Below are 15,847 nucleotides of genomic sequence, written 5' to 3'. Positions count from 1 at the left end.
TAATATGAAGGTTACATTAAAGATCTGGAGACAAAAAGGACCAAATGATAAGGGAGGTTTCAAAACCTACCAGCATGATCATGCATCACCCGACATGTCATTTCTGGAGATGTTGGATGTGTTAAACACCGACCTGATCAAAAAAGGAGAGGAACCTGTTCATTTTGATCATGATTGCCGCGAAGGCATTTGCGGTATGTGCTCATTGTACATTAATGGTCATCCGCACGGGCCGCTTCAAACCACAACGTGCCAATTGCATATGCGCAGTTTCAAAGATGGTGAGACTATTACCATTGAACCATGGCGGGCAAAGGCCTTTCCGGTTATAAAAGACCTGGTCGTTGATCGCAGTGCATTTGACAGGATCCAACAGGCTGGAGGTTATGTTTCGGTAAATACCGGAGGGGTGCCTGATGCCAATGAAATCCCTATTCCAAAGAAAATTGCCGATGAAGCTTTCGATGCAGCAACCTGTATTGGTTGTGGCGCATGTGTTGCAGCGTGCAAAAATGCTTCAGCCATGCTCTTTGTTAGTGCTAAAGTTTCGCAGTTTGCTTTATTGCCACAAGGCAAGCCTGAACGCAAAGAGCGCGTGGAGCGTATGGTTGCCCAAATGGATGCCGAAGGTTTTGGTGCCTGTACCAATACAAAGGCTTGTGAAGCGGAGTGCCCGAAAGGTATAAGCGTGACCAACATTGCCCGGATGAACCGCGAGTATTATGCCTCTATGGTGAGTTCGTATGAATGGCAGGTAGGCGGAGGTGAATAAAAAAATGCCCTGAGGAAATCAGGGCATTTTTATTTATCACGATTGAATTTTTTTCTATTCACTTTTGCAAACACTAATGTCCATCCGGCTTCCATCGCCTTGTAAAGCTGCAGCACCAATATTCCCTCCCGCTAAAATAATGTCGCGGTCAGGGCCTGATTCAGCAAGGTGGATTTTAATACAAGCATTTAGGTTGATTAAATCTGTATACGAAATGGATTCTTCGCTGGCAAGTTTGGCCAAGCGGGTTTCACTTTTTCCGGATTTCCCTAAAACCGGGTTAAGCAGGGCTGCTACATCGGCATCGGCCGCACTAATATCGCCAAGGTGAACATGAACCGGTAGAAGAACATTCCCCTCGGTTCCATCTAAGCTGACGACAACAGTTGTGGTACCATCTTTCCGTTCTTTAAAAGTTACCAACCCACTGATCGGATAAACTGACCCTGGCTGAAGGGTGTAGGTTATCTCATTGCCGGTAAATTCAGATAATGCGGGTTGGTTCTCCTGACAGGCTACCAGTACTATCCCTAAAACAATCGCCACGAACGTTCTCATAATCCTTATTATTTTCACACTAAATTAAAAATCCGCGACCAACTTTTATAATCATTTTGGCTTAGATTTGCTCAGAGCCTCAAAATTTGGCACAGAAGTAGCATAATTGTAACGTGTTAAATCAACGAAAAATTTCGTGAGCCGCATTATAACATTGTTTTTTTTGATTCTTTTTTCCTGTAGCCCCAAGGTACAGCCGGTTGACCCTAAACCTGCGTGGCTTACCGGACAACTTAACGAGCCTCGTTACTATACTGGTGTGGGGCAAAGTTTTAAAGACGGTACAAACAATTATGTGCAAGCGGCAAAAAAGAGCGCTTTAGACGACCTTGTTTCGCAGATAAAGGTAACCGTGTCCAGCACCTCGATACTTAGCACACTGGAAGAAAACCGCAAGGATTTCCAAGAACGTTATGAACAAATCATACAAACATCGGCTGCCGATGAAATTGAAGAATTTGAGCAGGTTGGGGCTTATGAAGATGAACGGAATTATTGGGTGTATTTGCGATTGTCGAAAGAGCGCTACCGCCAGATAAAAGAAGAACAAAAGCGCAATGCCGTAACGCTGGCAACCGATTTTTTCACCAAGGCCCGTAAGGCCGAACAGGAGGGTACCAGGTTGCAGGCCATCAGTTTCTATTTTCAGGCATTTCGCAGCGTTGAAAAATATTTAGGCGAACCAATACCGGTAAAAATAGATGACCGCGAAGTTCTTTTGACAAACGAGCTCTATGCCTCAATAAAATCCATGTTGAGTAAAGTACAGGTACAGGTTGAACCGACTGAAATGTCCATAAACAGGCGGATGAATGTTAATGGACAGTCTGTTACCGCTCAGGCTTTTTTTACCGATACCAGGCTACCCGCAATTAATTTTCCGTTGAGGGCGGCTTTTGAAAAGGGACAGGGCGATGTTTTTCCAGACTACATTACCGATGAACAAGGTCGCGCAAAAATCCTGTTAAATAAAATTACTTCGCGCGAATTGGAACAAACGGTGGGCGTAAAGCTCAACATCGATGCACTTAGCGGCTCCAGTGGTTCGTTGGTTTACAATTTGATTGCCTCAACACTTAAGGCACCGGGCTCTCAGGTAATCCTTAAAGTTCAACGCCCGGTAGTTTACCTGGAGGCTACTGAAAAATCGTTGGGCATTGGTAAAAACTCGACACAGATTGCCAACCGGTTAAAAAATTTGCTTACCAATGCAGGGTTTGAATTTACCAACAATCGGCAACGCGCTGACCTGTTGATGGAAGTGAATGCAGACTCTGAGAAGGGTTCTGTTTCCGGCAGCATCTATATAACATTTTTAACGGGTGTAATCCGTGTTACGGAAGCGCGTGAAGGTCGCGTAATCTATGCCACAACACTGGATCGTATAAAAGGATACGGCCTGGATTATGATCGCTCGAGCCAGGATGCTTACAATAAAGCCATAGAAACACTTGAAAAAGAGCACATGGCTGAACTATTGAACAATGTTTTACAATAATTAACAGCCTTTGCCTAAATTGGTCTCATAATTGTATAAGTAAACTCCAGAACCAAAATTGATCCATATGAAAAAGTTATCGTATTCATCGCTCTTCCTGTTTGCACTGGCTGGTGCCGTAATGATAGGTTGTAAGGGAAAAGAAAAATTGCCGAAAGGCGAAGTGGAAGTAAATATTCCATGTTCAGGCTCTGATTATTTTACCAACAACAAATTCTTCAGGGCAAATTCGTTGGGTGAAAGCATGGACTTAGTGGCTTCTAAAAAGAAGGCCATGGACAATGCCCGTGCTGAATTGGCAGCCAGCATCCAATCAACCGTGAAAACGGTAACCGACAATTATCTGATTTCCCGAGAGTTTAATAACAAAGAAGAACTCGAGGAACGCTTTGAGCAGTTGAACCGTACCATCGTTAACCAAACCTTGTCGGGTATTAAAACCATCTGCGAAAAGCAAGTGAAGACTGACAAAGGGAATTTCAAAACGTATGTGGCAATTGAACTTTCAGCCAGCGACATTGTATCCAAATACCACGAAAGCCTTTCAAAAGAAGAACGCCTGAAAATCGATTACGATTACGAAAAGTTTAAGCAAACTTTTGAAAAGGAAATGGAAAAAATGGGCAACCGCTAACACGACCCTCCCAATAAAACTCCAACCCTGACGGTAACCGTCAGGGTTTTTTAATTATGGCCGGCTATTCAGGAACGCCCCTAAATAAAAAGCTGGGTATAAAATCCGGCTTCAGGATTTATATTTTAAACCCTTTGAACGATTATTTTGACCTGATAAGCCCTTTACCTGACCATCTTACGGTTATGGAAAAGTTAAAGGGAGAAGTGGATATGGTTCATCTTTTTACGGATAGAAGGGTGGATTTTGAAAAGGCATTCCTGCATGCAAAAAGGTACCTTGGCAAAAACGGCATGTTGTGGGTTTCATGGCCAAAGAAAACTTCAAAACTGCCAACCGATCTTAACGAAAACATAATACGGGATTTTGGGCTAAAGAATGGTTTAGTGGATGTAAAGGTATGCGCAGTAAACGATACCTGGTCCGGGCTTAAATTTGTTTTTCGGCTTACCGACCGCTGATATAAATCAGCACACAAACTGACCTACCGTGTTAGGTGGATTCAGCCTTTTTCTGCAAATTGGATGTACCAAAATACATGAAGCAATGCTAAACATTTTAGTTCCAACGGATTTCTCAGACTTATCGAAGGTGGCCATCCGGTATGCTTTGGATATGGCCAAAAAAATGAACGGAAAAGTAACCCTGTTGCATGTTATTGATGTTGCCCAGCATGCTGCCAGTATGCGTTTGCGACTGAGTTCATTAATTGATGAACTGGTAAAAATAGCACACGAAGATTTTGATGCTTTGCTGGTAGAGGTAAACAAAATGAATAAGGGAGGTAAACCTGTTAAACATGCCATTGAACAAGGTGCTTCATTTGTTGATACCGTAGCAAAATTTGCCAGGAAGAATAAATCGAACCTGATTATTATGGGCACACACGGTGCCTCTGGCTTGAAGAAAGTTGTGATGGGAAGCAACACAGCTTCCATGCTTGAAGCCAGCAGTATCCCGGTCCTGGCAATCCCGGCAGAAGCCAAATTCAAAAAACTGAAATCGGTGGTGTATGCTTCTGACCTGTTGAATACACAAAAGGAGTTGAAAACACTGATCGGTGTTGTAGGTAGCGAAAAACCGGTTATTCATGTCGTGCATGTGGCCGAGGACAGGACAGCAGCACTGGCGGCTGAAGAAAAGATCGATAAGGCCGTTGCCAAAGTTGGCTATAAAAATGTGCTTGTTCGAGTGCTCGTGAATAAAAAGGCAGTTCCCTCACTAAGCGATTACGTAACAAAAATCAAAATTGATATGCTTACCATGTTTCCGCACAAGCATACCTTTTTCGAAAAGCTTGTGAAACCCAGCGTTACCAAGCAACTAAGCTTTTTAAACAATGCTCCGCTGCTGGCCTTCAAAAGTAAGTAGTTAGTTTTTTACTTTGTGGTCAACGCGACCAAAGGCCACTATGACCTTTACAAGTGCTGCGTGGTGATAACCAGGTAATTTTCTCAAGAATCAGAACTCTGCATTGCCCGGGAAACGAGGGAAAGGAATTACATCCCTGATGTTTGTCATGCCGGTAACAAATTGAATGAGACGCTCAAAGCCCAATCCAAAACCGCTATGGGGTGCTGAACCAAATTTGCGTAAATCAAGATACCACCAGAGTTCTTTTTCAGGCAGCCCTAACTCCTGTATACGCATTACCAGTTTGTCATAGCGTTCTTCACGTTGCGACCCACCAATAATTTCACCAATGCCAGGAAACAACACATCCATGGCGGCTACGGTTTTTCTTTGTCCGCCTGGCTGGATGGCCTCATCATTTTGGCGCATGTAAAAGGCTTTGATGGCAGCCGGGTAGTTGTAAAGAATAACCGGCTTTTTAAAATGTTTTTCTACCAGGTAGCGCTCATGTTCTGATTGCAAATCAACGCCCCAATTTTCAATCAGGTATTGAAACTTCTTTTTCTTGTTGGGGTTCGAATTTTTTAATATTTCAAAGGCCTCGGTGTAGGTAAGTTTTTGAAATTCATTTTCCGCAACAAATTTTAAACGCTCAATCAAACCAAGTTCGCTGCGTTGATCTTGCGGCTTTACAAGCTCTTCTTCCTTTGCACGTTTGTCCAAAAACTCAAGGTCTTCGGCACAGTTATCCAAAGCATATTGGCATAGGTATTTCAGAAAGGCCTCGGCCAAGGCCATGTTATCGTTGATATCGTAAAAGGCCATCTCGGGTTCAATCATCCAAAATTCCGCCAGGTGACGGGTAGTGTTGGAATTTTCTGCCCGGAAAGTTGGCCCGAAGGTATAGGTTTCCGATAAACCCATGGCATAGGTTTCAACCTCAAGCTGCCCGGAAACAGTGAGGTTGGTTTCGCGACCAAAAAAATCTTCTTTAAAATTTACGTGGCCATTTTCATCCTTGGGGGGATTGTTAAGGTCGAGGGTAGTAACACGGAACATGGCCCCCGCACCTTCTGCATCCGATCCGGTTATAATGGGTGTGTGTATATAAAAGAAACCACGGTCGTTAAAGAACTTATGTACGGCAAAAGCCATGGCGTGCCTTACGCGCATTACCGCACTAAAGGTATTGGTGCGGGACCGTAAATGGGCAATTTCCCGTAAAAACTCCAACGAATGCTTTTTGGGTTGAAGGGGATATTTTTCAGCATCGCAATCGCCTAAAATTTCAAGTTCTGTTACTTTCAGTTCAACCGCCTGGCCTTTGGCAGGTGAGGCTACAAGTTCGCCAGTAACCGAAATGCAGGCTCCGGTTGTTATCCGTTTAAGTGTAGCCTCTGCCAGCGAGTTTAGGGCAACAACGGCTTGTAGGTTTTGGATGGAAGAGCCATCATTGAGCGAGATAAATTGGTTATTCCGAAATGTGCGTACCCACCCCATAGCCTTTACCAATTGCCCGGAGGGCGAAGTGGTAAGCAGTTCTTTTATTTTGGTTCGATTCATAAGCTGTACTAACGAGGCGCAAAAAACGGCAATTTGTGAGTTTATTCAAAAGATTGGCTTAATCACTTTGCTAAGGGCAAAGCTGATTGCCCTAAATTTTATGGTATAAACCGTTTGTATAAATTTGCCCTATATGAAAGAACTTGTGAAATCGGGATACGCGCAATGCAAAAACTAGGGTTAAACCAATCGTTACAACAAAAGCTTTCCCCGCAGCAGATACAATTTATCAAGCTTCTGCAGGTACCTACAGCCGAGTTGGAAAGCCGCATTGAAGAGGAGCTTGAAATTAACCCTGCCCTTGAAGAGGGAGCCGATGAACCACAGGCTGACGAGAAACAGGATGAGGAAGAGTACCAGGAGACCTCGGGCGGAGAGGATGAAATCGATATTAAAGACTACCTGCGCGATGACGAGTACAGCAGCTATAAGACACAAAGCGATGGCGGTGGTGACGATGATGACGACCGCGAAATGCCCATACCCATGGGCACCAGTTTACATGAACAATTAATGACCCAACTGGGCTACCTGGGTTTAAACGAGCACCAGGAAGCTATCGGTAAGCAATTGGTAGGCAGCATTGAAGCCGATGGTTACATCAGGCGCGACCTGGAAGCTATTGTTAACGACCTTGCCTTTGCGCAAGGGATTGAAACTACCCTGGAGGAAGTTGAAAGCATACTGAAGAAAATCCAGACTTTTGACCCGCCCGGCATTGCCGCACGTAACCTTCAGGAATGCTTGCTGCTTCAACTCGACCGGATGGATAACGGACACGATATTGACGTGGCCGTGGCCAAGAAAATTATATCGGATTGCTTTGATGAGTTTACAAAGAAGCATTATCAAAAAATTCAAAAGAAACTGGGCACAGAAGACGAAGAGTTTGTACGCGATGCCGTTGAACTGATCATCAGATTAAACCCAAAACCTGGAAGTGGAAGCTCATCGGGTATGGTTAAAAACCAGGTCATCATCCCCGATTTTATTTTAACCAACAACAATGGCAAGCTGGAATTGGCGCTGAATTCGCGCAATGCCCCCGAGCTGCGCATTAGCCGGTCGTATACAGAAATGTTTAAAGCTTACGATAAGGGCGACAAGAAAGATAAAAAGCTTAAAGAAGCGGTAACCTTTGTGAAGCAAAAGCTGGATGCAGCCAAGTGGTTTATTGATGCCATCAAGCAACGGCAACAAACCCTTCTAAAAACCATGAAAGCTATTGTTGATTTTCAATATGATTTCTTTCAGGAAGGAGATGAGACAAAACTCCGCCCGATGATTTTGAAAGACATTGCGCAGATGATTAATATGGATATCTCCACGGTTTCACGGGTTGCCAGCAGCAAATCTGTTCAAACCGATTTTGGGATATATCAACTCAAGTATTTCTTTTCGGAAGGCATTTCCACGGATTCGGGAGAAGAGGTGAGTAGTCGCGAGGTTAAACAGATCATTAAGGAAATAATTGACAGTGAGGATAAATCAAAGCCTTTTTCGGACGATAAACTCGAAACCATACTAAATGAAAAGGGATATAACATTGCGCGCAGAACGGTGGCCAAATACCGCGAGCAGTTAAATATACCCGTGGCCCGTTTACGAAAAGAATTGTAAGGGTGGATACAACAGCACGAATTATTTCTATTATTTTCCATCCGCTGCTTATGCCTACCTACCTGTTTGCATTGCTGGCTGCTGTTTCACCTGCGTTGTTATACCCGTTTGTCCAGTCAATCGATGCCTTTCTGACGCTGCTTTTTTTAATGACTTTTTTATTGCCCGCTGTTAATGTTGGGTTGTTTCGGTTATTGGGTGTGGTAAAAGACGTGTCCATGGTTAACCGAAAGGAGCGGATCAGGCCTTTTGCCATGATTGCCTTGCTGTATGCCGTTTTTACCTATTTATTGTCCAGCAAATTTAAAATCAGCCTGGGTGATAATGTCTTTAACCTGATCATCATTATTGATGGGTTGGTGATATTTTCCCTGCTCATTACGTTTTTTTATAAAGCAAGCATACACAGCGTAGGGGTGTGGGGGGTTATCGGCATACTGCTTCCACTGAACAAGGTTATTGACGATAATGCTATATTTAGTGCAACACTGGTAGCATTGGTTGTTGCAGGGGTAGTCATGTCGGCCCGTTTGCAATTAAATGCGCACACACCGCGCGAGGTATTGGTGGGGTCGGTAGTGGGTTTTTCTATTGGTTTTTTTGGGATGATAATCCTGTTCTGAAATAAAACAAATGCACATGAGTACGTTTCAATTTTTAAAATTCAATGTAAACGAAGGCGTTGCCTGCATTACCTTAAATCGCCCGGAAGTTTATAACGCGCTAAACGATGAAATAACGTTCGAACTGCAAGACGCCTTGAAACTTGTAGCCAGGGACAACCAGGTGCGTGTTGTTGTGCTTACCGGTGAAGGCAAGGCCTTTTGTTCAGGCCAGGATCTCAAGGCGGCTTCGGGCAGCCAAAAGCGCTCGTTTCTTCAATCACTCCATAAGCGATATAACCCTATCATTAGCGCCATGCGTGAGCTTCCTAAACCTATTGTAGGGCGGGTTAACGGTGTAGCTGCTGGTGCAGGGTGCTCGTTGGCGTTGGCTTGCGATGTGATTGTGGCTGCCGAAGAAGCAACTTTTATAGAGGTTTTTATAAATATCGGGCTGGTGCCCGATTCAGGCTCGTCCTTTTTCTTGCCGCGTATGGTTGGTTCGGTTAAAGCTTTTGAAATGTGCAGTATGGGTTCGCGGGTTAGTGCCACGGAAGCCCAATCAATCGGGCTGATCAATAAAGTTGTTCCTGCTGCGCAGCTTGATGATGCGGTGAAATTTTACACGGATTATTTTGCCAAAGCACCAACCAAATCAATTGGCATCATCAAAAAAATGCTAAACCGCTCAACGCATTCAACGCTTGATGAAATGCTTGATTACGAAGCTTACTGCCAGGAGATTGCCGGCACCTCAACTGATTACCGGGAGGGTGTTACTGCCTTTCTTGAAAAGAGAAAACCAGCTTTTACCGGAAAGTAGTTTTTAAAAACCTGCCAGCGAAAGCCCAACCGTAAAGTTTGTAATCTCGGTTTGGTCAGGGCCTTTTCCATCTTTAAATAGCGGTGTTAGGCTGTAGTAGCCAAACAGGTTAAAATTACCAGCCCCTACTCGCAAAGTGGCACCGTATCGGAATGGATTCAAATTGAAATCTTGTTTGCTTTTAAGTTTTTTCACTTCCCCGTTCTCACTGTATTTCAATTTAGTAAACGAATCGAACAAGGCACCGGCTTTAAAACCTAAGGCAACTTTAAAACTCCGGGCCGGGTCGTTTGGGTTTGTACTGAAACGAACTTCTACCAATGCATCGAGGTAGTTGGTAATGAGTTGCGACTTTTTAGTCCCTAATGGGCCTTGTATCATCCGCAACGTATCAAACGGGCTGCTTGGGCCCGCAATGTACCCAAGTGTTTTTTCGTTGTTGAATTTATAACGCTCCAGTCCGAAACCACCACCGGGATGTACACTGAATTTAGATTGCCCGATGCGTTTGTCGAGCATATAATATAGGTTAAGGGTACGCGATCCCCAGACACCGGTGTTGAAACCTACCTTGTTATCGGTTGGGAAATTCAGCCCAAAATCTATAAGAAAGGTGCCGGGTATATCAGGCCTGCCTTTTCGCACGTTGGTTTCGTTGGTTGATTGGCCAACAGCCGACTGCACCAGTGCGGCAACAAAAACAACAAGGGCTATCTTTTTAAACATCGCGATTTCGTTGGGTTTAAATAAAGCGTCAAAAATAGGCTTTTTGGTTGGTGGGGCAAAAAAGTGTTTTTTGCCGGTTAGATTTATTAATTACATTTGCAATCCAATTTTGGAACCTGCACTCGTAGCTCAACTGAATAGAGCATCTGACTACGGATCAGAAGGTTCGGGGTTTGAATCCCTGCGAGTGCACGACCCGATCCCGGTTATCAAACGATGGCCGGGATTTTTTATTTTTCGGCTAAAGGGTTAGGGTGATTTACCAGCTGCAAAAAAAATCCCGCATATGCGGGATTTTTAGCTCCTCCTCTTGGACTTGAACCAAGGACCCTCTGATTAACAGTCAGATGCTCTAACCAGCTGAGCTAAGGAGGAATCGTTTAACTTACCAATTTTGGGAGTGCAATATTAAGGCTCTGGGGGGATAAAATCCAAACGCAAGCCATATTTTATTCCATCCGACCCTTCAGGCGTTATGCATTGTGTGGATAGATTTTCTTCCGTAGCTTCCAAACCGGTAGCAGGGACTATGAACGTGAGATCAATACTTTTTTTGGGCTTGCTGGCAGGATGGTTTTCGGTAGGGGCACAAGCTCCCTTTGAAATTGATGATGCTGTAGAGGAACGCAATTTCATGCCTTATGAACTTACCTATTTTGTCGACCCGGCTGACAGGCTAACGTTTATTGAGATTTCATCGGTTGAATTTTCCAACCGGTTTAAAGCGCACACCAACTACCAGAATGTGGATTTTAAAACCAATGCAGCATACTGGATAAGGCTTCCTATCCGCCACACCACCACATCCCAAAAAATTTGGCTCCTGGAATTTTATGATCAGACGATCGATCATATTGAGGCGTACATCCCCCAAAATGATGGTGCCTACCGGATTGTAAATATGGGCGACCAGCATCCGTTCTCGAACAGACTTTTCCTTCACAAGAATTTCGAGATTCAACTGGATATGCAACGCGATACCGTGATGGTGTACTATTTTAAAGTGCGTTCGCATGAGTTTGCCGATATACGCATTGCGCTTCGGTCGGTTAACCGCTTTGTGTACTATGCCCTAAACGAATACTTTTTGTTCGGAACCTTCTATGGGATGATCCTCATCATAACCTTGTACAACTTTCTTGTTTACCTCGCTATCCGTGAGATTAAAAACATCTTTTATATCTGTTACATATTAAGTGTAGCGGGTTATGCCATGAGTATGGATGGTATCGGGTTTCAATACCTGTGGCCTAACCACCCCGATTGGAATAATTATGCTGTTGGGGTTTTCCTGTATTCGCTCATTGCCTGGGCACTGATTTTTACCCGAAAATTTTTAAGCACAAAAGCCAATGCCCCACAGCTTGATAAAGCCTTGTTTTGGATGCTCATTGTTCGCACACTCGTATTTGTTGTTGAACTGCTTTTCTTTCCACAGTTTTTAACGTACCGAAATCCTGATATCATTCCGCTTTCGCTGATTTTTTACACAGCCATTACCGTTTGGCGCGGTGGTTACAAGCCCGCCCGTTTTTTTGTAATTGCTTATGGAATATTGTTTACGGGTTTCTTTTTGCGCATGATGGTGTACTTCAATGTGCTTCCATTCACCACCGTCTCACATTACAGTCTTCATTTTGCCTTTGTGCTTGAGATGCTGTTCCTGACGTTTGCATTGGGCGACCGCATCCGGATATTAAAAGATATGCGCGACCGTGCACTGCGTAGGATTATACACCAGCACGAACTGAATATGCAATTGAAAGATAAGGTTAACCGCGAGTTGGAAGAAAAGGTACATGAGCGTACCCTGGAGCTTGACCAAAAGAACAGGGAGTTGGAAGATTCGAATAGAACGTTGGTTCAACAGGCCGATAAACTGAATAAGATCAACTCCATGCTTGACCTGGATAACTGGAAATTGAAGGGTAAAATAAAGGAAGTTTTGAATGAACGCTTGCAAGAAAAGACCATGGATTATGCGCAGTTCAAAACATTATACCCGGATAATCTTTCCTGTTACCGCTTTCTGGAAAACCTGAAATGGGAGAACGGATTTTCGTGTAAAAAATGTGGCAATGAGAAATTCTTTAATGGTGCTGCCAAATTTGCCCGAAGATGTTCGCGTTGTGGGTACAATGAATCCATAACCGCCTTTACCATATTCCAAGGGCTAAAGTTTCCGATTGAAAAGGCATTTTACATAGCTTACTTAACCGTAAACGGAAAGAGGGGGAGTACGCTGGAAGCCCTGGCACAGAAGCTTGATTTGGGTACTAATACCGTTTGGGCATTCAAAACCAAGGTTAAAACACGCATAACTGACCTTGAAAAAAAGCACAAAAAGCCTATGCTATCGCGATGGGAAGAGGTTATCCTCGAAATCCCGGCTTCGCACCAACTTGAGCCTAAAACCTTGCAAACCATTGAAAAATTTTCCTGAAAGCAATCGTTTTCGAAGTATTGCTTTTATTAGGTAATTGCAACTGCCAATGTTGCGCAAATTGGGTTTTTTAGCCTCATTATCAATGTTTTTTTTGTGGGAAATCGACCTATGGATTAAGCCATAAACCACCATTCAAAATGGTTGATTTAACGAAAAAATATTTCAAGTTTATTTGTCTTTGTCAAACTTTCTATTGCGTTCAGGGCGAATGACAGCCAGTTGATTTGGTACAGTGGTTCTTATTCGGTCCCCGAAATCTAATACAACCTGTTTATGATCAGACTTTTACTACTATCGGTTTTCCTGCTTTTTGTGGCCGCTGAAGGGTGGTCGCAAACGCGGGTAGTTCGGGGCCGGGTAACCGGTTCAGATGATGGAATGCCACTTCCGGGCGTAAATGTAATCGTTCAGGGTACGGCCAAAGGCACGGCTACAGATGCTAACGGTTCCTACTCCATTGATGTTGATGCGGCTGAGAATACCTTGGTCTTCACTTTTGTAGGTTACCGCACTCAGTCGGTTCAACTATTGGGAAGGGAAACGGTCAATGTTGTGCTGGAACCTGAGGCTACCTCATTGGATGAGGTTGTTGTGGTGGGGTATGGAACCGTGCGTAAGTCTGATTTAACAGGCTCAGTTTCTTCGGTGCGGGGCAGCCAGTTAACCACTGTACCGGCTATTAACCCTATTCAATCATTACAGGGCAAAGTGGCTGGGGTTCAAATTGCCAATACTTCGGGCGCACCTGGCGCGGGCTCATTTGTGCGCATCAGGGGCATAGGAACTTTCAATGACTCTTCACCAATATTCGTTGTTGATGGTGTTATCCTTCAGAACATCGACTTTCTTAATGCTGCCGATATTGAATCTATGGAAGTACTAAAGGATGCATCCGCAACGGCAATTTATGGTGCGCGAGGAGCAAACGGAGTAATCATTGTAACTACTAAACGGGGCAGTACATCGGCTGCCTATCCTATAATTAATGTATCAGCGGAGTACAGCATTCAAGACTTACCGCAAAAGATTGATTTATTGAATGGTCGCGAGTACGCCATTGTGCGCAACAAAATAAACCCAGGCACTTACAATAACATTGATGCTGTGCCCAACACCGATTGGCAGGATTTAATTTTTCAAACAGCGCCCATCCAAAACTACCAGGTGTCGGTTGCCGGGGGGTCTGAAAAATTCCAATACTTCACCTCATTAAGTTACTTCAATCAGGAAGGCATAATCCCCAAATCGAATTTTGAACGTGTTACCCTTCGCTTCAACAACATTGCCCACATTTCCAAAACTGTTCGTATGGGCAGCAACCTGTCTTTTACACCGTATAATCAACAGAACACTGCGGGCAATGCGGTTTTTGTTGCGTACCGCGCCTGGCCAACCATTACTCCTTTTCAAACGGACGGATCTTATTCGCCTGTGCCGGGTGTTGGTAATGTTTTGGCCGATATTGAGTACACAAACTCGTTTAATAAAGGTTTGCGAAGCGTTAATAACCTGTATGCCGAGGTAGATTTTTTAAAGGGATTTACATTCCGTTCAAGTTTTGGTGTTGATCTTGAATACAACAAGTCCAGAAGTTACACACCGATATTCTTTGTAAACCCGCAACAACAAAACGCTACTGATGATTTGGGTAAAGGCTATAACGACCGTGTGGATTGGTTATGGGAAAACACCTTGAGCTATCAACGCGAAATTAAAAAACACCGCGTAAATGCAGTGGCCGGTTACACCTTGCAGGAATCTTCTTCTGAATCAGTTTTTCTGGGGGCCGAAAATTTGTTACGCCCCGGTGAGGATTTCTGGTATGTGAACATATTCCCAAACCTGGTGAGCAACAACTTTGCAAGCAATGGCGTTAACCCCAATTTTAATTTTTCCATGTTATCGTATTTGTTCAGGGTTAACTACACGTACGATAACCGTTATTTATTAACGGCTACGTTCCGCAGGGACGGTTCATCCAAGTTTACAAAAGCCAACCAGTATGGAAACTTCCCTTCTTTTGGTGTGGGCTGGAATGCGATCAACGAACAATTCATGCAAGGAACAAAATTGCTATCCAACCTGAAGTTCAGGGCGAGTTGGGGAATCATCGGTAATGAAAAAATCAATTACGAACGACAATATTCCCTCGTTTTAAACGGCATAAATGCGTTGTTCGGCCCTGATGTGATTTACCCGGGTGCCACCTATGGTGTGGCCGGTAACCCCAATTTGAAATGGGAAACTACCCACCAATTGGATATTGGAGCTGAGCTTGGATTCTTTGAAGATAAGTTGACGGCTGAGATTGATTATTACCACCGTACTACGAAAGATATTCTCATTGACCTGGCCGTTCCGGGCTATTATGGAAATGGCGATGGTGCGGTTATTACATTTAACGCAGGTGAGGTTTTAAACAGGGGCATTGAATTGAATTTGAATTGGAGCAGTGAACTGGGCCCTCTGAAATACAGCGTGGGCTTGGTAGGCACAACCATTCATAACGAAACCAAAAAAATAAGTGGAACGGGCGGTAGCGATGAACAACTTATCGGACTATTTGGTGGCAGGCAAGTAACCCAAACCATACCGGGTAGGCCTATTGGTGCGTTTTACGGTTATCGCGTAATTGGTGTTTTCCAAAATGCCGCTGAACTCAATGCTTATCCGCACTTATCGAGTACGGGTGTTGGTGATTTAAAATTTGAGGATGTAAATGGAGATGGTTTCCTCACCCCGGCCGATCGTACATACCTCGGTTCTCCTATCCCTAAGTACCTGTTGGGTTTGAATATTAACCTTGCTTATAAAAACTTCGACCTTGCCCTGGACATACAGGCACAGGGCGGCAATAAAATTTTTAACGGAAAGGAAATTGTACGGCCCGACCCGTACAATTTTGAACGCAGGTATTTTAGTTTCTGGGATGGCGAAGGCACCAGCAATACAGAACCCCGGCCATCCAATGGAGGTGTTAATTACGAACCTTCTTCGCGCTATCTCTATGATGGATCGTTCCTTCGTATGCGCAACATTTCAGTAGGCTATACGTTGCCACAAGCCCTGGTGAGCAGGGTGGGCATGAAAACGGCACGTGCTTATGTGCGGTCAACAAACCTGTTTACGCTCAGCAAATTTACCGGGTACACACCTGAAATTGTCAGTGGTAACCCCGTATTGAATGGTATTGATGGAGGAACCTATCCTATTCCGCGCATTTTCTCTGTTGGTTTAAACTTGACTTTTTAA

13 protein-coding genes and 2 tRNA genes are annotated in these 15,847 nt (G+C 44.0%); 11 read left to right on the top strand and 4 right to left on the bottom strand.

Translation table 11 applies throughout. The features are described 5' to 3' along the window. Positions 1 to 4: 4 nt before the first annotated feature. Positions 5 to 772: a succinate dehydrogenase/fumarate reductase iron-sulfur subunit gene (locus KIT51_14460; GenBank protein UYN86057.1), complete on the top strand. Its 768-nt coding sequence runs from the start codon at positions 5 to 7 to the stop codon at positions 770 to 772. 54 nt (positions 773 to 826) lie between these two features. Here the strand turns inward: KIT51_14460 and KIT51_14455 are convergent, their stop codons facing one another. Next, entirely contained in the window at positions 827 to 1,330 is a 504-nt protein-coding gene (locus KIT51_14455) for a hypothetical protein (GenBank protein ID UYN86056.1), read from the bottom strand. Positions 1,331 to 1,466: 136 nt separating this feature from the next. Between KIT51_14455 and KIT51_14450 the strand changes: the two genes are divergently transcribed. The 4 genes from KIT51_14450 to KIT51_14435 all read left to right on the top strand — a co-directional run bounded on the left by KIT51_14450 (position 1,467) and on the right by KIT51_14435 (position 4,833). After that, entirely contained in the window at positions 1,467 to 2,828 is a 1,362-nt protein-coding gene (locus KIT51_14450) for an LPP20 family lipoprotein (GenBank protein UYN86055.1), read from the top strand. A gap of 67 nt (positions 2,829 to 2,895) precedes the next feature. After that, on the top strand, positions 2,896 to 3,462 hold the full coding sequence (locus KIT51_14445; GenBank protein ID UYN86054.1) for an LPP20 family lipoprotein: 567 nt from the start codon (positions 2,896 to 2,898) through the stop codon (positions 3,460 to 3,462). Between the two features lie 56 nt (positions 3,463 to 3,518). Then, the gene (locus KIT51_14440; GenBank protein UYN86053.1) at positions 3,519 to 3,923 is read left to right on the top strand and encodes a DUF3052 family protein; all 405 of its coding nucleotides are present in this window, start codon (positions 3,519 to 3,521) and stop codon (positions 3,921 to 3,923) included. 85 nt (positions 3,924 to 4,008) lie between these two features. Continuing rightward, positions 4,009 to 4,833 (top strand): universal stress protein, encoded by an 825-nt coding sequence (locus KIT51_14435; protein ID UYN86052.1) that lies wholly within the window; start codon positions 4,009 to 4,011, stop codon positions 4,831 to 4,833. Between the two features lie 90 nt (positions 4,834 to 4,923). Here the strand turns inward: KIT51_14435 and asnS are convergent, their stop codons facing one another. Further along, entirely contained in the window at positions 4,924 to 6,378 is a 1,455-nt protein-coding gene (gene asnS, locus KIT51_14430) for an asparagine--tRNA ligase (protein ID UYN86051.1), read from the bottom strand. A 165-nt stretch (positions 6,379 to 6,543) separates the two neighbouring features. On the opposite strand from asnS, the gene rpoN reads away from it, so the two are divergent. From rpoN to KIT51_14415, 3 genes are read left to right on the top strand one after another with little or no spacing between them, the layout of a single operon-like run. Beyond that, positions 6,544 to 7,998: an RNA polymerase factor sigma-54 gene (gene rpoN, locus KIT51_14425; GenBank protein ID UYN86050.1), complete on the top strand. Its 1,455-nt coding sequence runs from the start codon at positions 6,544 to 6,546 to the stop codon at positions 7,996 to 7,998. A 2-nt stretch (positions 7,999 to 8,000) separates the two neighbouring features. After that, positions 8,001 to 8,621, top strand: coding sequence for a hypothetical protein (locus KIT51_14420; protein UYN86049.1), 621 nt, complete (start codon positions 8,001 to 8,003; stop codon positions 8,619 to 8,621). A 10-nt stretch (positions 8,622 to 8,631) separates the two neighbouring features. After that, positions 8,632 to 9,423 (top strand): enoyl-CoA hydratase/isomerase family protein, encoded by a 792-nt coding sequence (locus tag KIT51_14415; protein ID UYN86048.1) that lies wholly within the window; start codon positions 8,632 to 8,634, stop codon positions 9,421 to 9,423. A 3-nt stretch (positions 9,424 to 9,426) separates the two neighbouring features. Here KIT51_14415 and KIT51_14410 read toward each other — a convergent pair whose 3' ends face one another. Beyond that, complete coding sequence (locus tag KIT51_14410) at positions 9,427 to 10,149, bottom strand: hypothetical protein (protein ID UYN86047.1); 723 nt, start codon at positions 10,147 to 10,149, stop codon at positions 9,427 to 9,429. A gap of 118 nt (positions 10,150 to 10,267) precedes the next feature. Between KIT51_14410 and KIT51_14405 the strand changes: the two genes are divergently transcribed. After that, positions 10,268 to 10,341 (top strand) — tRNA-Arg (locus tag KIT51_14405). Between the two features lie 109 nt (positions 10,342 to 10,450). On the opposite strand, the gene KIT51_14400 is transcribed toward KIT51_14405, so the two are convergent. Beyond that, positions 10,451 to 10,524 (bottom strand) — tRNA-Asn (locus KIT51_14400). Positions 10,525 to 10,678: 154 nt separating this feature from the next. Here KIT51_14400 and KIT51_14395 point away from each other — a divergent pair. Next, positions 10,679 to 12,592 carry a transposase gene (locus KIT51_14395; GenBank protein UYN86046.1) on the top strand — a complete coding sequence of 638 codons (1,914 nt, stop codon included), beginning with the start codon at positions 10,679 to 10,681 and terminating at the stop codon, positions 12,590 to 12,592. Between the two features lie 276 nt (positions 12,593 to 12,868). Then, positions 12,869 to 15,847, top strand: coding sequence for a TonB-dependent receptor (locus KIT51_14390; GenBank protein ID UYN86045.1), 2,979 nt, complete (start codon positions 12,869 to 12,871; stop codon positions 15,845 to 15,847).

This window comes from Cyclobacteriaceae bacterium (assembly GCA_025808415.1).
In the GTDB taxonomy this organism is placed as follows: Bacteria; Bacteroidota; Bacteroidia; order Cytophagales; family Cyclobacteriaceae; genus UBA2336.
Note: the sequence above shows the minus strand (reverse complement) of the source record. Positions and strands in the feature narration are given on the sequence as shown.